The organism is Bradyrhizobium sp. CCBAU 21365 (assembly GCF_015291305.1).
GTDB classification, from domain to species: domain Bacteria; phylum Pseudomonadota; class Alphaproteobacteria; order Rhizobiales; family Xanthobacteraceae; genus Bradyrhizobium; species Bradyrhizobium elkanii.
In genome coordinates this window covers 9,429,643-9,454,227 of the sequence record NZ_CP030036.1, presented here as the reverse complement: position 1 = coordinate 9,454,227, position 24,585 = coordinate 9,429,643, and the positions used below count along the sequence as shown (strand labels likewise).

The window sequence follows — 24,585 nt, the reverse complement described above, 5'->3', positions numbered from 1 at the left end:
CGTCGTCGACCTCGCGCAGAGCTGACCTCGACCATACCGAGGTAGCGCTCACCTGCATCACATTGCTGGGAGTTTTCGGTGTCCGCGTCATGCCCCGCGCTGGACGGCGGTCGCAATCGCGGTGCGATTGCAGCGCCGCGACGTTTCTTAAAACTGTCTTCAGCCGAGATCGCTGGAACAAGGTCGATCAGGTTACAGGATTGTCGGATTGGCCGCGTTATGATCTGCTGCAATGCACCTGCCCATCCTGACCTTCGGGTCTGAGGGAACTCGACGTCATATCCGTCTCGTAGCGTCTGTTGGTAGCCGAAGGGTTGGACTGCATGAGTGGTACGGAACGCGTGCGCGGTGGCTTGGCAGGGGTTCTCGTATCGGCGGGGTTGGCGGCGGCAGGAGTATCGGCAGCTCATGCCCAGGCGGGGCCGCCTGGGCCTCCTGCCGTGGGCGTGTTCGAGGCGGTGAAGCGGCCGGTCACTGAAACCAATGAATTTCTTGGGCGCATCGAGGCCCCCAACCGCGTCAACGTGGTGGCGCGCGTCACGGCCTTCCTGGATAAGCGGAACTTCGTCGAGGGTGCCGAGGTCAAGGCCGGCGATCTCCTGTATCAACTCGAGCGCGGCCCGTTCGAGGCTGACCTTGCATCGAAGAAGGCGCAGGTCGCCCAGTTGCAGGCGACGCTGGTCAACGCCAAGCTGACCACCGATCGCGCCAAGGCCCTGATGGGCGGCCCAGCCGGCCAGCAATCCAACGTTGATGCGGCGGTTGCCAACCAGCAGAGCCTCGAGGCGCAGGTGCAGGCCGCGCAGGCGCAGGTCGACCTGTCCCAGATCAATCTCGACTACACCATGATCCACTCGCCGATTGACGGCAGGATCGGACGCACCGCGGTTACCGAGGGCAACGTCGTGACGCCGAGCTCGGGAATCCTGACGACCATCGTCAGCCAGGACCCGATGTACGTCACCTTTCCCGTGCCGGTGCGCGAGGCGCTCGATCTGCGCGACCGTTATGCGACGCGCGGCGGCTTCAAGGCCGTCGTCATCCGCCTGCGGTTGCCGGACGGCCGGCTCTTCGACAAGACCGGCGAGCTGAATTTCGTCAACAACACGATCGCGCAGAACACCGATACCATCTCGCTGCGCGGCACCATCCCCAATCCGCCGACATATACCTCCGTCGCGGCCGGCGGCTCGCTCCGCGAACTCACCGACAATGAGTTCGTGACCGTGCTGCTGGAAGGCGTGCAGCCGGTCGAGGTGCTGGCGATCCCGCGTTCGGCGGTGCTGTCGGACCAGCAGGGCGAATATGTCTATGTCGTCGGCGTGGAGAACAAGGCCGAGCAAAGGCGGATCCAGCTTGGGCAATCGACCGCAACGATCGCGGCGGTGACTAGCGGCATCTCGCTCGGCGACAAGGTGGTCGTCGAGGGATTGCAGAAGGTCAAGCCGGGCGAGGTGGTGGCGCCGGGGCCTGTTAGCGCGCTGATCCAGTCGAGCATGAAGGTTTCGGCGGACGGCGGCGCCAGCAGCACGCCGAAATCGACGGGCAATAACCCATGATTTCCGCTGTCTTCGTCGATCGTCCGCGGCTTGCGATCGTCATCGCATTCGTGATCACGATCGCGGGCGCGCTGGCGCTGATGCAGATTCCGGTCGCCCAGTTTCCGGACATCGTGCCGCCGCAGGTCACGGTCTCCGCCGTATTCCCCGGCGCATCGGCTGAAGTGGTGGAATCGAGCGTCGCCCAGCCGCTGGAAGCGCAGGTCGTGGGCGTCGACAAGATGCTCTACATGAAGTCGACCAGCGGCAATGACGGCAGCTACACGCTGACGGTCTCCTTCGCGCTCGGCACCGACCCTGATATCAACACCGTCAACGTCAACAACCGCGTACAGAGCGCGCTCGCGCAATTGCCGACCGAGGTGCAGGCGCAGGGCCTGACCGTGCAGAAGAAATCCTCGGCGGTGCTGCAATTCATCGTGCTGTACAGCAAGAGCGGCGAGCAGGACCCGCTGTTCATCACCAACTACGCCATCATCAACGTGCTGGATGCGATCTCGCGCACGCCGGGCGTCGGACAGGCCTCGCTGTTCGCGAAGCTGAACTACTCGATGCGGATCTGGTTCGACACCCAGCGCCTGACCAGCCTCAACCTGGCGCCGTCGGACGTGATCGCCGCGATCCGGGCGCAAAGCGTGCAGGCGCCGGTCGGCCGCATCGGCGCCCGTCCGATCAGCAATGACCAGCAGTTCCAGTTCAACGTGCAGACCCAGGGCCGCCTGACGACATCCAAGCAGTTCGGCGACATCGTGCTGCGGGCCAATCCGGATGGCTCGGTGCTGCGGATCAGGGACGTCGCCCGCGTCGAGATCGGCGCACAGAACATGGATTCGGAGTCGCGGATCGACGGCAATCCCGGCGTGCCGATGGGCATTTATCTTGCGCCCGGCGCCAATGCCGTGACCACGGCCAAGGCGGTGCAGGCCACGCTTGCGCGGCTGTCGGAGCGGTTTCCGCCGGGGCTGACCTACCTCGTGCAGTACGACTCCACCACCTTCGTGTCCGACACGATCAAGGAAGTGATGAAGACGCTCGGCGAGGCCTTCGTGCTCGTCGTGATCGTGGTGTTCCTGTTCCTCGGCAATCTGCGCGCCACGGTGATCCCGGCGGTCGCGGTTCCGGTCAGTCTGATCGGCGCCTTCGCGGTGCTGCTGGCGCTCGGCTATTCCGCCAATACGGTCTCGCTGTTGGCGATGGTGCTTGCGATCGGCATCGTGGTCGACGACGCCATCGTCGTGGTCGAGAACGTCGAGCGCGTCATGGAGGAGGAGCCGGAGCTGTCGCCAGCCGACGCCACCAAGAAGGCGATGGCGCAGATCACGGCGCCGATCATCGCGATCTCGCTGGTGCTGCTCTCGGTGTTCGTGCCGATCGCGTTCATCCCGGGCATTTCCGGCACGCTGTTCCGCCAGTTCGCGGTGACGATCAGCGCCGCGATGGTGATCTCGGCGCTGAATGCGCTGACCCTGTCGCCGGCACTGTGCGCCGTGTTCCTGCGCCATGGCGGGCCGCGCCGCGGCATCATGGGACGGGTGCTCGGCAGCATCGACTGGGTCCGCGACCGCTACGCCGGCGTGGTGCAACGGCTGGTTCGCGTGGCGGTGCTGTCGCTGGTCGCGGTGCTGGTGTTTGCCGGCGCGGTGTTCGGCGTGTCGAAGATCACGCCGACCGGCTTCCTGCCCGAGGAGGATCAGGGCGCCTTTTTCATCGCGGTGCAATTGCCCGACGGCGCGTCGGTGGCACGCACCAGCGAGGTCACCAATCAGGTCGAGGCGCTCTTGAAGAAGAATCCGGCGATCGACCATGTGCTGTCGATCATCGGTTTCTCGCTGCTCGACGGTGCCAGCGAGCCGAATTCGGCATTCATGGTGGCGCGCATGAAGGCGTTCGCCGACCGCAAGGCCGTCACCGACTCGGTGCAGGCGGCGATCGGGCAGACCTTCGTCGGGGGATCGCAGATCCGTCAGGCCTCGGTGCTGCCGTTCAACCTGCCGCCGATCATCGGGCTTTCGACCTCCGGCGGCTTCGAATATCAGCTCGAGGCGCTGGAAGGGCAGGATCCGGCTTCGCTCAGCAGCGTGATGGGCGGGCTGATCGGTGCGGCGAACCGCAATCCGAATCTGGCCCGCGTGTTCTCGACCTTCACCGCGACCAACCCGTCGGTCTATCTCGATATCGATCGCGCCAAGGCGCAGGCGCTCGGCCTCAATATGGCCGACGTCTTCACCGCGCTGCAGGCCACGCTCGGCGGCATCTACGTCAACAACTTCAACCTGTTTGGTCGCACCTGGCAGGTCAATGTCCAGGGCGACGCGGCCGACCGGCGCGACATTCCCGACATCTGGCAGATCTATGTGCGCAACAGCGGCGGCGAGATGGTGCCGATCCGCTCGATCGCGTCCTTGCGGATCGTGACCGGACCGCAGGTGATCACGCGCTACAACAATTATCGTTCGGTCACCGTGAACGGCAGCCCGGCCGCAGGCGTGTCCTCGGGCACCGCGATCGCGACGATGGCCGACCTCTCCAAGTCGACGCTGCCTTCGGGCTATTCCTACGAATGGACCGGCACCGCCTATCAGGAGCAGGCCGCCTCCGGCCAGACCGGCATCATCCTCGGGCTCGCGGTGCTGTTCGCCTATCTGTTCCTGGTTGCGCTGTATGAGAGCTGGACAATCCCGATTCCCGTGCTGCTGTCGGTCACGGTCGGCGTGTTCGGTTCCTATCTTGCGATCAAGCTCGCGGGTCTGAACCTCGATCTCTACGGCCAGATCGGCCTCGTGGTGCTGATCGCGCTCGCCGCCAAGAACGGCATCCTGATCGTGGAATTCGCCAAGGAGCAGCGCGAGGCCGGCAGGCCGATCGCCGAAGCCGCGACGATGGGCGCGCAAATGCGCTTCCGCGCGGTCATGATGACCTCGATCGCCTTCATCCTCGGCCTGGTGCCGCTGGTGGTCGCGACCGGCGCTGCGGAAATCAGCCGCCGCGCGGTCGGCACCGCAGTGTTCGGCGGCATGCTCGCCGCAAGCTCGGTCGGCATCTTCCTGGTGCCGATGCTCTTTGTCACCTTCCAGGGCTGGCGCGAGGCTGCCAAGAACCGGTTCGGTCGTCGGGGCAAGGCGGAACAGCCGGCGTCGCATTGAGCTTAATCCCATCGCGCATTAGCGGGGCGCGTGAGGCGGGGCTATACTGCCTGCCTGATCGATGGAGTTCTGGATTGAGCGTTGCGTTCACCAAGGAAGAAAGTGCCGAGACCGCGTCTGAAACGCTGTTGCCGGATCGTCCCATTTCGCCGCATCCCAACCTGGTGACCGAAGCAGGACGCAAGGCGCTGGAGCATGAGTTCCAGGCGGCGCGCGAGGCCTTTGAGGCCGCGCAACAGCTGGACGACGTCAACGAACGGCGGCGGCAGTCGGCGGTTCCGTTGCGCGACGTGCGCTATCTCACGGAGCGGCTCCGCACCGCGCAGGTCGTGCCTGACCCTGCTTCCACCGAAACCGTTGCCTTCGGCAGCACGGTGACGTTCAGTCGCGCCGATGGGCGGGTGCAGACCTATCGCATTGTCGGCGAGGACGAAGCCGATCCAAAGGCAGGCTCGATTTCCTTTGTCTCGCCGGTGGCGAGGTCGCTGATGGGCAAGGCCGTGGGCGACCTCGCAGGCGCCGGCGATCAGGAACTGGAGATCGTCGCGATCGCTTAGAGAGTGATGGGATTAGATTGAATGGCGGTCGCAAGGGCGGTGCGCCCCCTCGCCCCGTACTTACGGGGAGAGGGTTGGGGTGAGGGGCTGCCTCCGCACACACGGAGACAGATACTCTCGCGGAGACGCCCCCTCGCCCGGAACGCATCTGCCGATGCGTTCCGACCTCTCCCCGCACGCGGGGCGAGGTGAACCGGAGTCCGCCGCTCGATTCGGAGCAAAGTGATCACGCCGCCGGCAGGGCGAGCCGCTCGATGGTTTGAATATGCCGCGCCAGCAGGCTGCAGGCCTGTTCGATGTTGCGTGCGCGCAGCGCCTGCAGGATCACGCGGTGATCCTGGCTCGGCCGCGGCCGCCAGCCGGCGTTGCGCGCCATCGCGAACACCAGTCGCGAATTCGCAAGCTGCAGGCCGTCGAGGCTGGCAAGCAGTCGCGGCATCGCGCACGGCGCCACCAGCGCGTGATGAAAGGCGCGATTGGCCATCTCGAAATCCTGCACCGTCTCGGCATTGTCGCCTTCGATCATGGCGAGTTCGATCCGTGCCAGATGCGCCGATGTGAGCCTGGGGGCGGCATTGCGCAACGCGACCACTTCGAGCGCGGCGCGCATCTCGGCGATCTCCTTCACCGACCTGGTGTCGAGCGGCGCGACCCGCACCCCGCGACGGGGCACCGCAACGACGAGGTGCTGCGCCTCCAATTGCCTGAAGGCCTCGCGCACCGGGACGTGGCTCGAATGGAATTCACGCGCGACATGGTCCTGCCGCAGCGGCGCGTCCGGCAGCAATTCGCCGCTGATGATGCGCTCGCCGATCGCCTCGGCGATGCGCCCCGCGGTGGTCGTGTTCTCACCTTCGGTCATCATAGATTATCTATCATAAAAACGGGTGCGCGTTCGTTCGGGCTCGGCTAGCATCGTTCTAAGCCCAAGTATTATAGATAATATACAAGATTATCTATGATCCATAGCAAACGAGAAGGCAAGCCCTATGGTTGATGTTGTGGAGATCGAACGGACCGACAGCCGCACCAGCGCAGCGCCCCGCAAGACCTGGGAGCGTGCCGAGGCTGAAGCACTCTATAACCTGCCGTTCGCGGACCTGATGTTTCAGGCGCAAGGCGTTCATCGCGCCAACTTCAATCCGAACCACGTCGAAACCGCGAGCCTGCTCAGCATCAAGACCGGCGGCTGCCCGGAAGACTGCGGCTACTGCTCGCAAAGCGCGCATTACGACACCGGCCTGAAGGCCACCCGCCTGATGCCGCGGGACGAAGTGGTCGTGGTCGCGCAGCGCGCCAAGGACGCCGGCGCCACCCGCTTCTGCATGGCCGCGGCCTGGCGCAGCCCGAAGGACCGCGATCTCGATCAGGTCTGCGACATGGTCAGCGCGGTGAAGGGCCTCGGCATGGAAACCTGCGTCACGCTCGGCATGCTGACGCCAAAGCAGGCCGAGCGTCTCTCCGACGCCGGGCTCGACTTCTACAACCACAACGTCGACACCTCGCCCGAGTTCTACGACAAGATCATCACCACCCGCACCCTGCAGGATCGCATCGATACGCTCGCGCACGTGCGCGACGCTGGCATCAAGGTCTGCTGCGGCGGCATTATCGGCATGGGTGAACAGGTCGATGACCGGCTCGGCATGCTGATGCTGCTTGCCAATCTCCCCAGCCATCCGGAGAGCGTGCCGATCAATCTGTGGAACGAGGTCAAGGGCGTGCCGGTCAACGACAGCGCGGAACGGCCCGATCCGATCGCGCTGGTGCGTCTGGTCGCCACCGCGCGGATCATGATGCCGAAGAGCGTGGTGCGGCTGTCGGCCGGACGGCAATACATGACCGACGAGCTGCAGGCGATGTGCTTCCTCGCCGGCGCGAATTCGATCTTCATCGGCGATGTGCTGCTGACCACCAGGAACCCGCAGCGCGATCGCGACGCCGATCTGCTGGACCGGCTCGGCATCAACTCCGCCCTCGCCTGAGCGCGCCTCCGGTACGCGCGCGGCGGGTTTCGCCGCGCGACCAACGGCAAAATCTGAGAGAGTAGCATGAGCGCAATCCATGCGGCCAAGGTCGCTGATTACGCCGCGGCCTTGCACGCCCTGAGCGAGGACGATCGGCTGCGCGGCCTCAAGCCGCGCGCGGGCATCGATTTCGTCTCGAACGACTATCTGGCGCTCGCGAGCGCGCCGCGTATCAAGAATGCGGTCGCGGCCGCGCTCGAGGCCGGCACGCCGATCGGCGCCGGCGGCTCGCGGCTGTTGCGCGGCAATTGCGAGGAGCACGAACAGCTGGAGGCCGAAGCCGCCGCGTTCTTCAATGCCGAGACGGCGCTGTTCTTCGGCGGCGGCTACGTCGCCAATTTCGCCGTACTGACGACGTTGCCGCAGCGCGGCGACCTCCTGGTGCTCGATGCTCTCGTGCACGCCAGCATCCATGAAGGCGCGCGGGCCGGCCGGGCCGAATTCCGGATCAGCGCGCACAATGATCCCGGGTCGGTCGAAGACACCATTCGCTGCTGGCGCGCCGAAGGCGGCACGGGCCGGGTCTGGATCGTGGCCGAAAGCGTCTACAGCATGGATGGCGACGTCGCGCCGCTCGACGACCTCGTCGCCATTGCCGACCGGCACGACGCGTTCCTGATGGTGGACGAGGCGCACGGCACCGGCGTCTATGGCGAGCAAGGGCGCGGGCTGACGGCGACCTATGAGGGGCGCGAGAACCTCGTGATCGTTCACACCTGCGGCAAGGCGCTGGGCGCCGCCGGCGCGCTGGTCACGGCCTCGACGGTGCTGCGCGACTTCATGGTCAATCGCTGCCGCCCGTTCATCTTCGCCACCGCGCCGTCGCCGCTTGTGGCGGTTGCCGTGCGTGAGGCACTGCTGATCCTGCAACAGGAGCCCGAGCATCAGCAGCGCCTGGCAAAACTGGTCGCGTTCACGCATCGCGAGCTCGACCGGCGCGGTTGGCGCAGCCCGTCGCGCTCGCAGATCGTGCCCTATATCGTCGGCGACAATGCGCGCGCGATGCAGCTGGCGTCTGCGCTGCAGGCGCGCGGCTTCGATATCAGAGGCATCAGGCCGCCGACCGTGCCGGCGGGCACCGCGCGGTTGCGGATTGCGCTGACCCTCAATGTCGGCGAGGACGACGTGCGCGCGTTGCTCGATGCGCTGGTCGAGGAGACGAAAGGCTGGTCGCAATGAAGAGCCGGATCGTGGTGACCGGCACCGATACCGGGATCGGCAAGACGGTGTTCTCCGCGGGCCTCGCCGGTTTCCTCGGCGCGCGTTACTGGAAGCCGGTTCAGGCCGGCATCGAGGAGGAAACCGATGCCCAACTGGTCGCACGGCTTGGCGGGCTCCCGGCGGATCGCATCGTGCCGGAGCGCTATCGGCTGCGAACGCCGGCGTCGCCGCATCAGTCCGCCGCACGCGACGGCGTGCGCATCGATCCTGCCGCGCTCGATGTGCCTGATACTGATCGGCCGCTGGTGATCGAGGGCGCCGGCGGGCTGATGGTGCCGCTCGACGGCAGCACGCTCTATATCGACGTCTTCGCGCGATGGCAGCTTCCGGTCGTGCTCTGCGCCCGCACCGCGCTCGGCACCATCAATCACTCGCTGTTGTCGGTCGAGGCGCTGCGCAAGCGCGGGATCGACATGCTCGGGATCGCATTCATCGGCGACAGCAATCCCGAGAGCGAGCGCGCGATCTGCGAGATCGGGCAGGTGCGCCGGTTGGGCCGGTTGCCCTGGCTTGCTCCGCTTGCCGCAGACACGCTGCAGGCAGCGTTCAAGGCGTCGTTCCGGCGAGAAGATTTCAATTCATGACATCCGCGCGGAAGTCGCCGATCTGGCACCCGTTCACCCAGCATGCGCTGCACGGCGAGATGACGAGGATCGTGCGCGGCGAGGGCGCCTATCTCTACACTGCGGACGATCGCCGCATCATCGATGCGATCGCATCCTGGTGGGTCGTGACCCATGGCCATTGTCATCCGCACATCGTGCGCGCGATCCAGGACCAGGCGGAGCAACTCAACCAGATCATCTTCGCGGGCCATACCCACGATCCGGCCGAACAGGTTGCCGCGCAACTGCTGAAGCTTGCGCCCGACGGGCTCGATTACGTGTTCTTTTCCGATTCTGGGTCGACCAGCGTGGAAGTGGCGCTGAAGATGGCGCTCGGCTACTGGCACAATATCGGCGCGCCGCGCACGCAGATCATCGTGATGGAGCATTCCTACCATGGCGACACGGTCGGGACGATGTCGGTCGGCGCACGCGGCGTCTTCAACAAGGCCTACGAGCCGCTGTTGTTCGACGTCGCGTCGATCCCGTTTCCGGCGCCCGGCCGTGAACAGGCGACGCTCGACGCGCTCGAAGCCGCGTGCAGGACGGAATCCGCGGCAGCGTTCATTGTCGAACCGCTGATTCTGGGCGCGGGCGGGATGCTGATGTATCCGCCCTGGGTCCTGAAGGAAATGAAACGCGTCTGCGCAGCCTCAAACGTGCTCTTCATCGCCGACGAGGTCATGACCGGCTGGGGCCGCACCGGCACATTGTTCGCGTGCGAGCAGGCCGACATCACGCCGGATATCGCCTGCTATTCAAAGGGCCTCACCGGCGGTTCGCTGCCGCTCGCGGTGACGCTGTGCGGGGCCGAGATCTACGACGCGCATTATTCCAGCGATCGTTCGCGCACCTTCTTCCATTCCAGTTCCTACACGGCGAACCCGATCGCCTGCGCCGCCGCAAAAGCAAACCTCGAGCTCTGGCAACACGGCGCGGGCGCGCGCACAGCCTCCGTGGCTGCGATGCAGGAGCGCCTGATCGCACCGTTCCGCGCCGACGCGCGCTTTGAGAACGTCCGTCGCACCGGGACCATCACCGCACTTGATCTGAAGGCAAGTGATGCGGGCTATCTCGCCGGCATCGGCCCAAAGCTTCAGGCCTTCTTCGAACGCCGCAATCTGCTGCTGCGGCCGCTCGGCAACACGATCTACGTCATGCCGCCCTACTGCGTCACGGAGGCGGATCTCGACGAGATCTACGACGGGATCAGGTGTGCGGCCGACGAACTGGCTTGACGACGCGCTTCGCGCCCGAAAGTCCAGGATTGATGATTGCACCGCGTGCTGTTGTGCCCGCGACGGGGTCTCATACGACATCGGCGTGCCCTTGCAGGCACGCCGATGAACTCGATCATGAGTGTTGGTGCGGCGCCGGCCGCGGCCTCGCAGCAGGATGCGGCCGTGGTGCCGGATGAGGCCGCGGCGCCGGCCGTGACACCTGCGGCGGCGCGGGCCGATGCACAACCGCTTGCGCGACGTGCGGCGCCGACGGATGCGCGGCCGGGCGTGGCGCGGGTGGTGCGTGCGGTGCGATCTGCGGTCTCGGCGCATGCACGGCCGGCGCTGCGACGTGCGGTGCCGGAGCGGGATGGTTGACGGCGACAGGCGGAGCGTGTCCCGTCGGCAGTGCGTGCGCAGCCGGCGAAGCGCTTGCCGCAGGCAAGGCGTGTCCCGTTGTCGACGCGTGTGCCGGCGGTAGCGCATTTCCAGTGGGCAAGGCGTGTCCCGTCGTCGTTGTCTGTGCCGGCGGCAGAGCGTTTCCGGCAGGCAGGGCGTGCCCCGCCTGCGGTGCGTGGGTTGGCGGCAAAGCGTTTCCGCTCGGCAGAGCATGTCCTGGCGGCAGGGCATTTCCCGTCTGCGGAGCATGTCCTGTCGCGGGTTGCGCATGCCGGGGCGGCGGCGCCGCGATCGGCTTGCCCGGGCGCGCGGCCACCACGCCGGCGCCGCTGAACCGTGCTGCGTGCGCGGTCGCGGCGACCGCAGGATGACCGTGGTTGCTGGCGAGCGTCAGCGCCGGATTCTTCATCGCCGCTTCCGCGTGTCGCGTCTGCTCGCCGGTCGCGGCCACGTGGTGCGCGCCCTGGGCAGCAAGCTGCTGCGGCGTCGGCTTCACCGTGGTGCCGCCGGTGCCGCCGTTGTAGCTGACGTTGGTCGTGTTGTTGACGACGATCTTGTTGTAGACGTTGGTGACCGAGACGTTCGAGATGTTGTTGACGGAGCTGTTGTAGAAGAAGCTGCCGCCGCGCCAGTAGCCGCCCTCATAGCCGACGCCGGTGTAGCCGAAGCCATACGAGATGCCGCCGTAGAAGCCGACCGTCGCGCCCCAATATCCGGCGTGGAAGGCGTAGGCGCCATCGCTCCAGCCCCAATAGCCGGGCGTCCACAGCAATTCAGGCGCCGGCGGAAGCACCCATGTGCCGGGCACCCAGTAGTAGCCGGTGTCGTCGCTCCATGCCCAATAGCCCGGAGTCCAGATGTAGCCGGGCGCGGGGATCGGCGGCTGGACATAGACCGGCAATGGCGGCGGCGCCGCATTGACGGTGATGCCGATGGCAAGCTGCGCGCGCTGGCGCGGGCGGTGAGAGACAGCAGAGGCTGAGAGCCAAGGCGAAAGGCAGTCCGGCGATGCGGCGCATGGCACATACTCCAATCTTCTTCCCCCAGCGTTGGAGTCGAATAGTGGCGGCGACATGAACCCGTTGTGAATGTTTGTGCTGACACCGTGATTTCGAGATCGCGCGACGGCGGGATCGTTAACGACGGCGAATGCAAGTCAGCTCGGTGTCAGGATGGAACGCGATCGTGCGGTCTCGTCAGCTTCATCACTGCGCCAAATAGTCGAATTTTCGATTTGAATTGGACGACGGCCCCCTGCGCGTCATCAATCGGTGCCCGGAGCATCCGGCTGCCAAAGGCCGGGCAGGGAGGTTTGGCATGGCGCGATCCGCCGACATCGACATCAACGCGGGCGCGCGTCTCGACAGGCTGCCGATCTGCGGATTCCACTGGCGCATCCTGGCCCTGATCGGGGCCGGCATGTTCCTCGACGCGTTCGATATCTATCTGGCCGGCGGCGTGCTGGGCGCCGTGCTCAAGGAAGGCTGGTCGACGCTCGAGCTCAACGCCGCATTCGTCTCCGCGACCTTCGTCGGGATGACGATCGGCGCGTGGTGTTCCGGCATCCTCGGCGACCGCTTCGGTCGCCGCTTCTCCTACCAGATGAACCTCGCAATCTTTGGCCTCGCCTCGATCGCCGCGGCCTTCGCGCCGAACATGATCGTCCTGATCGGCCTGCGTTTCATCATCGGCATTGGCCTCGGTGCGGAGATCGTGGTCGGCTATGCGACCTTGACGGAATTCGTGCCGGCGTCCTCGCGTGGGCGCTGGATCGGGCTGCTCGCCGTGATCACCAATTTCTCGCTGTTCGTATCCTCCATGGTCGGCCTGTGGGTGATCCCGACGCTTGGATGGCGCTACATGTTCGGCCTTGTCGGCTGCCTTGCGATGGTCGTCTGGTTTCTGCGCAAGTCGATGCCGGAATCGCCGCGCTGGCTCGCCGCCAACGGACGTGCCGATGAAGCCGAGAAGATCCTGTCGGCGATCGAAGCGGAGGCCGCGCGCAAGGCGGTACTGCCTGCCGTTGCCGCCCGCGCGCCTGCGCAGGAGTCTCCCGGCGCGGTCTGGCGTCTGTTCCAGCCGCCCTATCTCGCGCGCACGCTGCTCGGCAGCCTGTTGCACATCGTCGTCGGCTTCAGCCTCTACGGGTTCATCGGCTGGCTGCCGACCTTCATGGTCAAGGGTGGCTACAGCGTGGTTTCCTCGCTGGGCTACACCACGGTGATGGCGCTGGGCGGCCCGGTCGGATCGCTGATCGGGCTCGTGCTGGCCGACCGGCTCGGACGCAGGCTCTCGATCGTCTGCTCGTCGATTGCGGCAGCGGTGCTCGGGATCGCCTATCCGTACATGCCGGATGGTGTTGCGCTCGCGGCCGTGGGCTTCCTGCTCATCACCGCGATCTACGTGATGCTGGCGACCGGGTTCGCGATGCACGTCCCCGAACTGTTCCCGACGCGGTATCGGCTTCGCGGCACGGCGATCTGCGCCACGTCGGGACGCATCGCGACCGCGCTGGTTCAATACGTCGTGGTTGCGATCTTCGCCTGGCAAGGACTGACCGGCGTGCTGACGACCCTAGCCGGCATCCTCGTCTTCCAGGCCGTGGTCTTCCTCGTGTTCGGTTTCGAGACCAAGGGACGATCTCTGGAGGACGCGTCGGCGGTTGCGGACGTCGAGGCGGGAGGGCGGTCGTCGATGGCGCGGAGGCCGGCGGACCTCGGCGCCTAGTTCAGATCGGAGCAGGCCGCCCGGATCCGGTCGCGGAGCCAGCCATTGGCATTGCTCCGATCGTATCTGCGGTGCCAGTACAACATCCAGTCGAACGGCGCGGACTCGAACGGCAGTTCCTCCATCCTCAGATCGTCGTCCATCAGCACGGTCGCGAGGTGCCTCGGCATCACCGCGAGCAGATCGGACTTCTTCAAGACGTGGGGTACGACCAGCCAATGCGGCACGTTCAGGGCAATGCGTCTCCGATGGCCGCGTTCGGCGAGCACGTCGTCGACGAAGCGAAGATCGGTCGGGCTCATCGAGACCTTCATGTGCTCATGCGCGATGAAGCGCTCGAAGGTCAGCCGTGCGCGCTTGATCTGGTGTCCGTGTCGCATCAGGCAGACCATGCGGTCGCGCAGCAGTGTCTCGGAACGGATCGATGCGGAATGTTCGAGCCCCATGCTCACCGCGACGTCGATCTCGTCCCGCTCCAGCGCATCGATCGTAAGCGAAGGCGGCAGATGGATCGTGTTGTAGGAAATTCGGCCCTCCGGCGGCCGCGCTGCGGCGAGCCGCGGCAGCAGCAGGCACGCGAGAATGTCCGACATCCTGATCGTGAAGGTGCGTTCGGTCCGATCTGGATCGAAGCCGGCGTCGCTCGCCATCACGCGCTCGACCTGGCGCAGGACCTGGCGCAGCGGCTCCGCCAGTTCGGTGGCGCGGGGCGTCGGCTTCATCCCGGTCGTGGTCCGCACCAGGAGTTCGTCCTTGAACATCGCGCGCAACCGGTTGAGCGCATTGCTCATCGCCGGTTGACTGAGGCCGACGCGATCCGCCGCCTTGGTGACGTGACGCTCGGTCAGCAGTGCGTCCAGCGCGACGAGCAGATTGAGGTCGATGGATCGAAGGTTCATTCACCATTCATATGGTGAATGACGAAAGATCACAAATCCATTTCATCTATGATGGTGCAGGGCGTATCAATCGATCAGAACCAAGGAGGCATCAATGAGCTTCGAGACGATCAAGCGCGACGTGAAGATCTGCATGTTCGACCAGTACGGCACGGTCGTCGACATGCAGGGGGGCCTGACCAGGATCGCGGCGCCGTTCCTCGAGAAGAAGGGCTGGAAGGGCGATCCGAATTCCTTCGTCACGTGGTGGCGTCGCACGCATTTCGAGAATTCGATGATCGATGCGTTGCTGCATCGCGAGCACACGCCCTATCGCGAGATCGGGCACCGCGCGGTTGCCCACGTCATGGACCGCGCGAAGATCGACTACACGATGGACGATGTACGCACCCTCGTGGGCGAGATCGAGAAGCTGGTGCCGTTTCCGGAGGTGCCGGACGCGCTGGCGCGGCTGCAACGCAAGTACAAGCTCGTGGTGCTCTCGAACGGCGATCCGGACATGCTCGAGACCGCGAAGCAGTATCACAAGGTCCCGTTCGATCGCGTGATCTCGGTGACTGAGGCCAATTCGTTCAAGCCGCATGTCGCGACCTATACGAAAGCGGCCGAGATCATGGGCGTGAAGCCGGCGCAGGTGCTGTTCGTGGCCAATCATGCCTTCGATTGCATCGGCGCCAAGTCCGCCGGCATGCGGACGGCCTTCATCGACCGGCGCAGCCGCCCGTTCGGCATCACGCCGCATCAGCCCGACATCCTGGTGCCATCGATGAAGGACCTCGCCGATGCGATCGTCTGATCGCGAGCCGCTGTCGGGCATCAGGGTTCTCGATCTCTGCCGGGTGGTCTCCGGCCCGTTTGCCACGATGCAGCTCGGCGATCTCGGCGCCGACATCATCAAGATCGAGGATCCCGGGCAAGGCGACGAAAGCCGCCGCTACGGCCCGCCGTTCATCGGCGGCGAGAGTGCGTATTTCCTGTCGGTGAACCGCAACAAGCGAAGTTGCGCCATCGATCTGAAATCGCCGGCGGGGCGCGATGCGGCGCTCGATCTTGCATCCGTCGCCGATGTCGTCATCGAGAACTTCCGTCCCGGTACCCTGGACAAATGGGGGCTCGGATTCGACGCGCTGACGGCCCGCAAGGGCGACATCATCCTGTGCAGCATCTCGGGGTTCGGCCGCACCGGCGCCGACGCGGCGCGTCCCGGCTACGATCTGATCCTGCAGGGCGAATCCGGCGTGATGGACATTACCGGCGATCCGGACGGACCGCCGACCAAGGTCGGCACGTCGATCGCCGACCTCGTCACGGGCCTCTATGCGTCGCATTCGGTGCTGGCTGCCCTGATGCGGAAGAGCCGCACCGGGGAGGGCGGCCGGGTCGACGTCTCCATGCTCGACGCCATGGCATCGCTGCTGACATTCAACGCCGGCATGTACTTCGCCTCGGGACAAAGTCCGAAGCGCCGCGGCAATGTCCATCCGACCATCAGCCCGTATGAACCGTTCGAAACCAGCGATGGCTGGATCAATGTCGGGGTCGCGAACGACAAGTTCTGGGCGGCGTTTTGCGGCGTCGTCGGCCGTCCGGAGTTGCGCGAGGACGTCCGCTTCGCAAGCGCTCCGAAGCGCGCGGCAAGCCGCAACGAGCTCGTCGCGATCCTTTCGCCGATCTTCGCCCGGCGGAGCCGCGCCGACTGGCTGCAGGCGCTCGGTGCGGCGGGCATTCCGTGCGGCGCGATCAAGTCGGTCGGCGAGGTCTGCGAAACGCCGCAGCTCACGCAGCGGGGAATGGTGCAGACGGTCCGCCATCGAGCCGCGGGGGACGTGCGGTTCATCGCGAGGCCGACGCGGTTCGGCGACGAACCGCCGGCACCTTCGACGCCGCCGCCAATGCTCGGCGAACACACGAGCGAAGTGTTTGCGGAATGGCTCGGCTGGAGCGACTCTCGGCTGGAGAGGTCAGCGGTCGAAGGCGCGTTCGGCGACTTTGGGCGGACGTTCGTGCGACCGCTCCTGTGAGTCTCGTTATGTAGGCATCGTCGTGAGAGCTATCGCCGAGCAGATGCCGCGTCGCGCCGTCGACGACGAGCGGCAGATCGTTCTTCCTGTCGCGCCTCTTCGGGCTTGAGATCGCCTACCGGGACGAGACGTGCATCGGACCGAAATCTGGCACTTTGCGCTCGGGGGCAGCGCTCCCTCGGAGGGATCACTGGCCTGTCCGTAGCGGGTGAAGATGTCGTGTTTTTGTAGCTCGTGATCTGTCGCCTTCGTTTCAGATTTGCAGGGGAGCCGGAAGGCGGGGACGGCTTTCCCTGATTGATCATGCCACGGCTGTTGCGGCGGTTTTAGCCCTGCGGGTGTGTTTCTTTGTTCGACTTGAAGCCCGTTTCTCCGCCCCGACCCGCGCGATCTTGCCGGCGGCGCGCGCAGGAGCGGTCAAGGACGCGCGCTTGCGCGCCCGCAAGGGCTTGTCCTTGACGGCTCCGAGCACGCTGCCAGGCTGGGGCGCGTCGGGGCTGATCTGCTGTCCGTTGGCGCTAAACATTGCCAACCGATGCGGTCCGAGGAACACGCTGACGGTGCCATCGGGATACTCATGTACCCGCACCACAGCCTTGACGAAGTGAGGCCGGAGCCGGCTCTGCGGCAGCTGCAGCCGTCGACCGTTCCATGCAACGGTATTATCGTTGGCGACGGTTCGCTCCTCGATCACGCACAGCGCCTCGCGCCAGGCCTCATGCCGGTCGGCCACGAATGCCGTGCCTTCCTGTTCGGGCTTGATCGCAAACGCGGCGTTGTGCCCGGCGATGTAATGCGCCTTCAGCCACGCGTTGGCAGCTTCGAGCGTCGTGATCCCGGCCAGCCGCAGCTCCTTCGGCAGCCGATCCTGCAACGTGCCGAACAGCCGCTCGGAGCGCCCGCGCGCCTGCGGCGAATAGGCTGCGATATGCTCGATCCCAAGATGCGACAAAGCCCGTCCCACCTGGGTTTGTTGCGTCTTCGAGACCTTCTCGCCAGCTTTTGGGGTAAGGAAATAATGGCTGCCGCGGTCGGTGTAGAGCGCGCAGAACAGGCCATGCTCGCCAATCACTTCGCGCAAGGCCTGGAAGGTCGAGGCCGTTCCTTCTTCCTCGACCAGGACCATCGAGTAGACCTCGCTGGTCGCATCGTCCATCGTGACGATCAGGTCCCTCGCGGGAAGACCTTCGATCCAGACGTGGCGCGATCCGTCCTGGTGCAGCAGCATGCCCCGAAGCGGCCGGCGTGGGCGCTTCTTGCGGTGCGCCGAACGCTTCGGCGCCTTCCGCACCAACCCCGCCGCGTGCAAGGCTAGCTTGGTCACCGTATAGCCCAGCATATAGCCATGCCGCTTTTGCAGCTGCTCGTGGAAATGCTTCACCGTGAAGTCCGCGTACTTGTCCCGGAACAGCCCCAGCATCCGCTCAAGTTCTTCCTGCGGCGCTCGCCGTGGCGAGCGCCGACCCATCCGCCGGTCGACAAGCCCGTCATCGCCCTCTGCCTCGTAGCGTTCTGCCCAACGTTGAAATGTCCGCACGCTGATCCCCAGAACCTCTGCAGCCGCCTCCTGCGTCAGCTCCTTGGCCTCCGTCCGCTCCAACAAACTTGAAAACCGCATCCGTCGTACTCCCTCGTGAATGGATGCCGTGCCCATCGTGCCCCCTTTGTTCCGGGGCACCGAAAACACGACACTTCACGAGCTACAAACAGGCGACAGATCACGAGCTACTGACAGGAGGGATCACTGGCATTGCCAGGATCGATATCCGGTTTCATACTCTGGCAGAGGCCGGAGCCGGCCAGCTCACCTGACGGCGCGGCCAACCCGGGGAATGCAGGAGACGATACCGGGTTACTGAGCGGCGGAGAGACGGCGATGTCGTTTCGTCTCGCATTTGCCTTTGTGTCGATAGCGGCGCTGCTGGTTGATCCGACTGAGGCCGTGTCGCAGGACATGCTGCGGAGTGTCGACCTCAACAGTCCGGAAATGACGACGTCGGAGATGACGCGCGCCGAGGTCGACGCGCTCCTCAAGTCGATCCCTCAAGGGGATGGACGCGCTGCAGATTTGGATGGAAAGCGACTGTCGCAGCTCGATCTCTCGGGCCTCGACTTCTCCGGCGGCAACCTCCATCTCGTAAAGCTCAACCGGACCAATCTGAAAGGCGCCCGCTTCGATCGGGCTATCTTGAACCAGGGCTGGCTGATCGACGCAGACTTGACGGGGGCGTCCCTCGTCAAGGCATCGCTGCTCGGCACGCAGATGCAACGCGCCAGGCTTGGCGGCGCCGATTTGAGCGGCGCCCGGATAACCGCCGATCTGTCCGGCGCCAGCCTGATCGGGGCCAGGCTTGCGGGCGCCGATCTGAGCGCCGATATGCGCAACCAATCGATGGGCCTGATGCGTGGCATGCTCAAATCCGCCGATCTGCGGAATGCGGATCTCAGCGGCGCCAATCTCTCGCGCGCCGATCTCGAATTCGCGCAACTGCAGAACGCCAATCTGGCGAACTGCAGCCTCTACAGAGCTGACCTTGCGGGAGCCGACCTGTCCGACGCCAATGTCGCCGGCGCAGATTTCACCGAGGCCGACCTTGCGTCGGCCCTCTTGCCGGGCGCTGCCGCGCTGGCCGAGGCCCGCAATCTGGACAAGGCCCGGAACTTGAACCTGGCGCGGCGTCCCCGTTAGGGATCGAATTGCAGTGTCCTGCGACAAGACCTATGTTCTGTCTTGAGAACCACGCAGCCGCTCATCGTGCGGCGGGCAGGACCACGGTGGATGGTTGCATGTCGCACCGGAGGTGACGTCATGACCATTTCTCCCAAATTGCACAACTATCTCGCTGCAGAAAACATCGAGTACGACGAAATCCCGCACGTACTGACGATGTCGTCCGCCCTTACCGCCCAGGCTTGTCACGTCTCGGGCGATCGTTTGGCCAAGGCCATCGTGCTGCGCCGCAACGACGGGTACCTGCTCGCCGTGTTGCCGGCATCGCATCACCTCAGGCTGGCGGATCTCAGGGCGAGATTCGGTGACGATATCGCCATGGCCGCCGAAAGCGAGATCGATCGGCTGTTCACGGACTGTGCGCATGGGGCGGTTCCCGCCGCCGGCAGCTGCTACGGGCTCGACGTCATCGTTGATGACAGCATCCGGATGCAGCCCGAGATCTATATCGAAGCTGGCGATCATGAGACGTTGCTTCATCTCGGTCGTGCGCAATTCGCACGCCTGACCGCCGGTTCCCTGCATGGCTGCTTCAGTGCGCACGACTGAGGCGGCATGACAGCGGACCATCTGTCGGTGCGTCCCGAGCAGAGCATGATCCGGATGGGTGCGAAGCGGCTCTCTCGCGCGGCGAAGGCGGCATGCGTTTGCGCGGAGATCATGCTCAAGCAGGGGGCTGATGCGCGATGACGATTCGACCCGGTTTCATCGCGCCCTAAGGCGCAGCACGGATGCAGCTTCGCCAGCTCTGTTGTATAATTGCGAGCAAGGGGGCTGCTGCCTTGGACGGGAGGTCCTCCATGAAAGTCAAGGACGTAATGCACAAGGGCGTCGATTGGGTAAGCCCCGACACTCCAATCACCGAAATCGCGAAATTGATGCAAGGCCACGACATCGGCTGCATTCCGATCGGGCAAGACGATCGTCTGATCGGGATGGTGACGGATCGCGACCTCGTCTGCAAAGGTCTTGCGAGCAAGGACTTCAACTCTGCGCGGACCACGGCGCGGGATGTGATGACCGAAGGCATCCACTGCTGCCGGGAAGACGACGATCTGACGAAAGCGGTGCACCACATGGAAACGCTGAAGGTCCGCAGGCTGCCTGTCATCAACAAGAGCAAACGGATGGTCGGCATGGTCAGCCTGGGGGATATAGGCCACTTTGCCGGTGCCGATCTCGTGTCCCAATGTATGAAGAGCGTGTCTGCTCATCATTGAAGCGAGGCCGGTCTGCGGGAATCCGGCAGACCGGCCAATCTGTCGAGCGGCGGATCGCCCGACGATCCGCCCGACGTCGCGATATCGCCCGGGCAATCAACCCAGGTGATGAACCTTCTGCAAGCCGTAGACCGGCGTCGCGATGCCCTCCATCCGCGCCTTCAGCTGCAGCGCCAGATATTGGGAGTAATGCCGCGACTGGTGCAGGTTGCCGCCGTGGAACCAAAGCGCTTGCTGCTGGGTCGGCTTCCACATGTTGCGCTGCTCGCCCTCCCACGGGCCGGGATCCTTGGTGGTCTCGGATCCGAGGCCCCAGACCTTGCCGACCTTGTCGGCGACGTCCCTCGAGATCAGGTCGGCGGCCCAGCCGTTCATCGAGCCATAGCCGGTGGCATAGACGATGAGATCGGCGGGGAGTTCGCTGCCGTCCACGAACCTGACGCCGGTTTCGGTCAGCTCCTGCACCGCGGCGCCCTTGCCGCTCTTGAGCTTGATCGAACCGTCGATCACGAGATCGCAGGCGCCGACGTCGATGTAATAGCCCGAACCGCGGCGCAGGTACTTCATGAACAGGCCGGAGCCGTCGTCGCCCCAATCATGCATGAAGCCGACCTTGTCCAGCGCGGCGTAGAAATCCCTGTCGCGCTCGCGCATCTGTTCATAGAGCGGGATCTGGAATTCGTGCATGATCTTGTAGGGTAGCGAGGCGAAGATCAGGTCGGCCTTGCGCGTGGTCATCCCGCTCGCCACCGCCTGCTCCGAATAGAGCGCGCCGAGCCCGATATCCATCAGCGTGTCGGACTTCACGATGTGCGTGGATGAGCGCTGCACCATGGTGACGTCGGCACCGCCTTCCCACAGCGCCGCGCAAATGTCGTGGGCGGAGTTGTTCGAACCGATCACCACCACCTTCTTGCCGCGATATTTCTCCGGCCCCGGGTGGGTCGAGGAATGCTGCTGCTCACCCTTGAAGATGTCCTGCCCCTTGTAGGTGGGCCAGTTCGCCTTGCCCGACATGCCGGTCGCCAGCACGAGCTGCTTCGGCTTCAGCGTGATCTCCTTGCCGTCGCGCTCGACCACGACAGTCCATTCCCCGGCCTTCTCGTCATACTTGGCCGACTTCGCCGTGGTCGAGCTCCAGTAGTTGAGCTCCATCACCTTCGTGTACATCTCCAGCCAGTCGCCGATCTTGTCCTTCGGCGCGAACACCGGCCAGTTCTTCGGGAAGTCGATATAGGGCAGATGGTCGTACCAGACCGGATCGTGCAGGCAGAGCGACTTGTATCGCTTGCGCCAGGAATCGCCGGCGCGTTCGTTCTTCTCGATGATAATGGTCGGCACGTTCAGTTGCCGCAGGCGCGCGCCAAGCGCGATGCCGCCCTGGCCACCGCCGATGATCAGCGCATAGGGTTGTTTTGCATGACCCAGCTCGGTGATTTCCTGGTCGCGTTCCTCGCGCCAGCTCTTGCGGTCCTTGCCATGGCCGTGCTTGGCGCCGAGCGGACGGGTGAAGCCGGATTTCTCCTCATGTCCCTTGAGTTCGGCCATGGTGGTGAGCAAGGTCCAGATGCGTCCATCCTTCATGCGCAGGTGACCATAGCCGCGCGCGACATCGGTCTCGAACTCGATCCAGCTCTCGATGATGCCGCCGGCCTCGCTGGCAACTTCGCCATCGGCAATGCGCCATCCCGATGGTTTGCTGTCCGCAAGCCGCGCCTTCAGCATGTCGCGGATCTGATCCTTGCCTTCCATGGTTTTGATGTTCCAGGTGAACGTGACCAGATCGCGCCAGTAGCAATCGGTCTGGAACAGCGCGACCGCGCGTTCGATGTCACCCGACGACAATGCGGCGTTGAACTCGTCGAGCAGCGCGGTGATCTTTCCGTCCGGGGCCTTCGTGAGCATGGTTTCATTCTCCCATATGCCGGCGTCGATCGCCTGTGCGTCGTGGGTCCGGCGCGTTCGTTAGCGAGGTCGAATCTTGCCTCGACCACCATGTCAGCAAGCCTCGTGCCACTGCGGCGCATCTCGAAAAACGCTCGGCATTTCCTCGCGTTAACTGCCGGCGCCAGGCCGCCTCACTTGTTGCGCCATGCAACAGGTGTTGCACGCAACAAACTTGATCGGCGGCACAATCCGAGTGACACTCGACGCAACAACGTGCGGGGAAACATCCAGGAGCATCAGCCGTGACGACGGAGCGGGCTGCGCACATCGACGAGCTGGTTCGCGTTGCGGTCGGCCAGACCAGCGCGCGTGATGCAATCATCCATCAGTCGTGGGTACGATGCGTCTCCGAACACAAGCTCGATCCGTTGGTGCTGCGCGACGCTCATATCGTGACATCCGGGCGGCTGCGCGAGCACCGCGACGCCATGGACGAATTCCTCCACACGGCGCGCTTCGGCGTCGAGATGCTGTATCGTCAGATCGCCGGGCTAGGCTATGTGCTGCTGCTCACCGATGCCAGGGGCATCACGGTGGATTTCATCGGCGACCCGACATTCAACAACACGCTTCGCAAGGCGGGCCTCTATCTCGGCGCCGACTGGAACGAGCCGCATGCCGGCACTTGCGCCGTCGGCACCTGCATCGCGACCGAAGAAGCCCTGACGGTGCATCAATCCGACCATTTCGACGCCACCCATATTCCGCTGACCTGCACGGCCGCGCCGGTCTTCGATCCCAGCGGCAAGCTCGCTGCGGTCTTGGACATCTCTGCGCTGCGCTCGCCGGAACCGAAGGCCAGCCAGTTCCTTGCGCTGCAACTGGTCAAGTCGTTCGCTCACAAGATCGAGAATGCGAACCTGCTGAACCGTTTCCGGCAGGAATGGATCATCAAGCTGTCCGGCTCCGCGGAATTCGCCGATGTCGATCCGGATTATGTGATGGCCGTCGACAGCGGCGGCCGCATCATCGGCTTCAACAATCGCGCAAGGCAGCTGCTCGCCCGCGAACTGGCTAGGCGTCCGGACCTTCGCCTGCGGGCCGACGGCTTCGGCGTGTCCGACATCTTCGAATGCTCCATCGACGATCTGCCGCGCTTCGCCCATTCGCGCCCCACCGGTCAGCGCACGCTGCGGCTTGCCAACAGCGGCGCGACGCTGTTCGCGCAAACCCTGCCGCCCCCGAACAAGCTGGCGGCGCCGGCCTCCTCCCGCAGCGAGTCGGCGCTTCCGGCGCCGCTGCGCAACCTGTTCCGCGGCGATCCCGCCATGCATCACGTGGTGACGCGCGCCGCCAAGCTCATCAATACCCAGATGGGCTTGCTGATCACCGGCGAAACCGGCACCGGCAAGGAGCACCTGACGAAGGCGCTGCATTCGGTCAGTGCGCGGGCAGGCAGACCTTTCGTCGCGGTCAACTGTGCCGCGCTGCCGGAAAGCCTGATCGAAAGCGAGCTGTTTGGCCACGAGGCGGGCGCCTTCACCGGTGCGGCGGCCAAGGGCAAGAAGGGTCTCGTGCTCGAAGCCGACGGCGGCACCCTGTTCCTTGACGAGATCGGCGACATGCCGATCTCGTCGCAGACGCGCCTGTTGCGCGTGCTTGCCGAACGCGAGGTGACACCGGTCGGTCGCACCCGGCCGGTCCCGCTCAATGTCCGCGTCATCGCTGCCACCCATCGCGACCTTGTCGCGCTGGTGAAGGCGGGGCAGTTCCGCGAGGATCTCTATTTCCGCCTCAACGGCGCGGTGCTTGCGCTGCCTCCGCTGCGTCAGCGCACCGATATCGAGTGGCTGATCGATCAATCCCTGCATCGGCTTTCGACGGAGCACAAGGCCAACTATGCGCTGACGGCAAGCGCGCGCAGCGCGCTGCTCAAGTACCAATGGCCTGGCAACATCCGCGAGCTGATCAATGCGCTCGATCATGGCTGCGCGCTGTCGAACGACGGCACGATCGATCTTGCCGATCTGCCGGACCGGATCGCTCAGCCTTTGCGTGAGGACAGCTCCGGAAAGCCGGTACGAGGCGGAGCGGCGACCTCGCGGCAAGCCGATGCGCTACTGACGGCCTTGCGCAACAATCGCTGGAACGTCTCGCGGGTGGCGCGCGAACGCGGCGTCGATCGCTCGACCATCCATCGCCAGATTCTCCGCTTCGGCATCACGATGCCGAAAGACCTGAGCTGAGCGCAGTCGCTGCCCGCCGTCGCTGACCGCCCTGGTCAGATAGGACATCGCTGCCGAACGGTGGCTTGCCGAATGGTGGAAAAATGGCGCGCCATTCAGAACAAAACCACGAACCCGTACATA

19 protein-coding genes are annotated in these 24,585 nt (G+C 64.8%); 14 read left to right on the top strand and 5 right to left on the bottom strand.

The window, feature by feature from the left end; genetic code table 11:
* Positions 1-440: 440 nt before the first annotated feature.
* The 3 genes from XI02_RS44640 (at position 441) to greA (ending at position 5,259) form a co-directional block, all read left to right on the top strand.
* Complete coding sequence (locus XI02_RS44640; protein ID WP_172646303.1) at positions 441-1,559, top strand: efflux RND transporter periplasmic adaptor subunit; 1,119 nt, start codon at positions 441-443, stop codon at positions 1,557-1,559.
* Positions 1,556-4,702 (top strand): efflux RND transporter permease subunit, encoded by a 3,147-nt coding sequence (locus XI02_RS44635; RefSeq protein ID WP_172646304.1) that lies wholly within the window; start codon positions 1,556-1,558, stop codon positions 4,700-4,702. The genes XI02_RS44640 and XI02_RS44635 overlap by 4 nt, the downstream gene beginning before the upstream one ends.
* A 74-nt stretch (positions 4,703-4,776) precedes the next feature.
* Positions 4,777-5,259, top strand: a complete 483-nt coding sequence (gene greA / locus XI02_RS44630; protein ID WP_016843599.1) for a transcription elongation factor GreA — start codon at positions 4,777-4,779, stop codon at positions 5,257-5,259.
* 226 nt (positions 5,260-5,485) lie between these two features.
* On the opposite strand, the gene XI02_RS44625 is transcribed toward greA, so the two are convergent.
* The gene (locus tag XI02_RS44625; protein WP_172646305.1) at positions 5,486-6,124 is read right to left on the bottom strand and encodes a GntR family transcriptional regulator; all 639 of its coding nucleotides are present in this window, start codon (positions 6,122-6,124) and stop codon (positions 5,486-5,488) included.
* 124 nt (positions 6,125-6,248) lie between these two features.
* Here XI02_RS44625 and bioB point away from each other — a divergent pair, with 124 nt between their 5' ends.
* The 4 genes from bioB to XI02_RS44605 all read left to right on the top strand — a co-directional run bounded on the left by bioB (position 6,249) and on the right by XI02_RS44605 (position 10,350).
* Positions 6,249-7,244, top strand: coding sequence for a biotin synthase BioB (gene bioB / locus XI02_RS44620; protein ID WP_172646306.1), 996 nt, complete (start codon positions 6,249-6,251; stop codon positions 7,242-7,244).
* 66 nt (positions 7,245-7,310) lie between these two features.
* Positions 7,311-8,465, top strand: coding sequence for an 8-amino-7-oxononanoate synthase (locus tag XI02_RS44615; protein ID WP_172646307.1), 1,155 nt, complete (start codon positions 7,311-7,313; stop codon positions 8,463-8,465).
* Entirely contained in the window at positions 8,462-9,091 is a 630-nt protein-coding gene (gene bioD / locus XI02_RS44610) for a dethiobiotin synthase (RefSeq protein ID WP_172646308.1), read from the top strand. Before XI02_RS44615 ends, bioD begins: the two co-directional genes overlap by 4 nt.
* Positions 9,088-10,350, top strand: a complete 1,263-nt coding sequence (locus tag XI02_RS44605; protein ID WP_172646309.1) for an adenosylmethionine--8-amino-7-oxononanoate transaminase — start codon at positions 9,088-9,090, stop codon at positions 10,348-10,350. Before bioD ends, XI02_RS44605 begins: the two co-directional genes overlap by 4 nt.
* 115 nt (positions 10,351-10,465) lie before the next feature.
* Here the strand turns inward: XI02_RS44605 and XI02_RS44600 are convergent, their stop codons facing one another.
* A complete protein-coding gene (locus XI02_RS44600) occupies positions 10,466-11,755 on the bottom strand; it encodes a hypothetical protein (protein ID WP_244981105.1) in 1,290 nt (429 codons plus the stop codon).
* 293 nt (positions 11,756-12,048) lie between these two features.
* On the opposite strand from XI02_RS44600, the gene XI02_RS44595 reads away from it, so the two are divergent.
* On the top strand, positions 12,049-13,458 hold the full coding sequence (locus tag XI02_RS44595; RefSeq protein ID WP_172646311.1) for an MFS transporter: 1,410 nt from the start codon (positions 12,049-12,051) through the stop codon (positions 13,456-13,458).
* Here the strand turns inward: XI02_RS44595 and XI02_RS44590 are convergent.
* The gene (locus XI02_RS44590) at positions 13,455-14,357 is read right to left on the bottom strand and encodes a LysR family transcriptional regulator (protein WP_172646312.1); all 903 of its coding nucleotides are present in this window, start codon (positions 14,355-14,357) and stop codon (positions 13,455-13,457) included. The genes XI02_RS44595 and XI02_RS44590 overlap by 4 nt on opposite strands.
* A gap of 94 nt (positions 14,358-14,451) precedes the next feature.
* Between XI02_RS44590 and XI02_RS44585 the strand changes: the two genes are divergently transcribed.
* Both XI02_RS44585 and XI02_RS44580 read left to right on the top strand, forming a co-directional pair.
* Positions 14,452-15,153, top strand: a complete 702-nt coding sequence (locus XI02_RS44585; RefSeq protein ID WP_016843589.1) for a haloacid dehalogenase type II — start codon at positions 14,452-14,454, stop codon at positions 15,151-15,153.
* Positions 15,140-16,378: a CaiB/BaiF CoA-transferase family protein gene (locus tag XI02_RS44580; protein ID WP_172646313.1), complete on the top strand. Its 1,239-nt coding sequence runs from the start codon at positions 15,140-15,142 to the stop codon at positions 16,376-16,378. Before XI02_RS44585 ends, XI02_RS44580 begins: the two co-directional genes overlap by 14 nt.
* Before the next feature lie 301 nt (positions 16,379-16,679).
* Here XI02_RS44580 and XI02_RS44575 read toward each other — a convergent pair whose 3' ends face one another.
* Positions 16,680-18,032, bottom strand: coding sequence for an ISNCY family transposase (locus tag XI02_RS44575; protein WP_085967264.1), 1,353 nt, complete (start codon positions 18,030-18,032; stop codon positions 16,680-16,682).
* A 222-nt stretch (positions 18,033-18,254) separates the two neighbouring features.
* Between XI02_RS44575 and XI02_RS44570 the strand changes: the two genes are divergently transcribed.
* From XI02_RS44570 to XI02_RS44560, 3 genes are all read left to right on the top strand, one after another.
* Entirely contained in the window at positions 18,255-19,067 is an 813-nt protein-coding gene (locus XI02_RS44570) for a pentapeptide repeat-containing protein (RefSeq protein WP_172646315.1), read from the top strand.
* Positions 19,068-19,187: 120 nt separating this feature from the next.
* On the top strand, positions 19,188-19,658 hold the full coding sequence (locus XI02_RS44565; RefSeq protein ID WP_026192014.1) for an aminoacyl-tRNA deacylase: 471 nt from the start codon (positions 19,188-19,190) through the stop codon (positions 19,656-19,658).
* 251 nt (positions 19,659-19,909) lie between these two features.
* Complete coding sequence (locus XI02_RS44560; protein ID WP_026192013.1) at positions 19,910-20,329, top strand: CBS domain-containing protein; 420 nt, start codon at positions 19,910-19,912, stop codon at positions 20,327-20,329.
* A gap of 96 nt (positions 20,330-20,425) precedes the next feature.
* Here XI02_RS44560 and XI02_RS44555 read toward each other — a convergent pair whose 3' ends face one another.
* On the bottom strand, positions 20,426-22,234 hold the full coding sequence (locus XI02_RS44555) for an NAD(P)/FAD-dependent oxidoreductase (protein ID WP_172646316.1): 1,809 nt from the start codon (positions 22,232-22,234) through the stop codon (positions 20,426-20,428).
* Between the two features lie 284 nt (positions 22,235-22,518).
* Between XI02_RS44555 and XI02_RS44550 the strand changes: the two genes are divergently transcribed.
* On the top strand, positions 22,519-24,462 hold the full coding sequence (locus XI02_RS44550) for a sigma-54-dependent Fis family transcriptional regulator (protein ID WP_172646317.1): 1,944 nt from the start codon (positions 22,519-22,521) through the stop codon (positions 24,460-24,462).
* The last annotated feature ends 123 nt before the right edge of the window (positions 24,463-24,585 follow it).

Bases quoted from the DNA above. Each gene is read 5' to 3' on its own strand.
- XI02_RS44615 (WP_172646307.1), top strand. From the start codon at position 7,311: ATGAGCGCAATCCATGCGGCCAAGGTCGCTGATTACGCCGCGGCCTTG.
- XI02_RS44580 (WP_172646313.1), top strand. From the start codon at position 15,140: ATGCGATCGTCTGATCGCGAGCCGCTGTCGGGCATCAGGGTTCTCGAT.
- XI02_RS44560 (WP_026192013.1), top strand. From the start codon at position 19,910: ATGAAAGTCAAGGACGTAATGCACAAGGGCGTCGATTGGGTAAGCCCC.
- XI02_RS44605 (WP_172646309.1), top strand. From the start codon at position 9,088: ATGACATCCGCGCGGAAGTCGCCGATCTGGCACCCGTTCACCCAGCAT.
- XI02_RS44565 (WP_026192014.1), top strand. From the start codon at position 19,188: ATGACCATTTCTCCCAAATTGCACAACTATCTCGCTGCAGAAAACATC.
- XI02_RS44625 (WP_172646305.1), bottom strand. From the start codon at position 6,124: ATGATGACCGAAGGTGAGAACACGACCACCGCGGGGCGCATCGCCGAG.
- XI02_RS44585 (WP_016843589.1), top strand. From the start codon at position 14,452: ATGAGCTTCGAGACGATCAAGCGCGACGTGAAGATCTGCATGTTCGAC.
- XI02_RS44635 (WP_172646304.1), top strand. From the start codon at position 1,556: ATGATTTCCGCTGTCTTCGTCGATCGTCCGCGGCTTGCGATCGTCATC.
- XI02_RS44555 (WP_172646316.1), bottom strand. From the start codon at position 22,234: ATGCTCACGAAGGCCCCGGACGGAAAGATCACCGCGCTGCTCGACGAG.
- XI02_RS44590 (WP_172646312.1), bottom strand. From the start codon at position 14,357: ATGAACCTTCGATCCATCGACCTCAATCTGCTCGTCGCGCTGGACGCA.
- bioB (WP_172646306.1), top strand. From the start codon at position 6,249: ATGGTTGATGTTGTGGAGATCGAACGGACCGACAGCCGCACCAGCGCA.
- bioD (WP_172646308.1), top strand. From the start codon at position 8,462: ATGAAGAGCCGGATCGTGGTGACCGGCACCGATACCGGGATCGGCAAG.
- XI02_RS44575 (WP_085967264.1), bottom strand. From the start codon at position 18,032: ATGGGCACGGCATCCATTCACGAGGGAGTACGACGGATGCGGTTTTCA.
- XI02_RS44570 (WP_172646315.1), top strand. From the start codon at position 18,255: ATGTCGTTTCGTCTCGCATTTGCCTTTGTGTCGATAGCGGCGCTGCTG.
- XI02_RS44595 (WP_172646311.1), top strand. From the start codon at position 12,049: ATGGCGCGATCCGCCGACATCGACATCAACGCGGGCGCGCGTCTCGAC.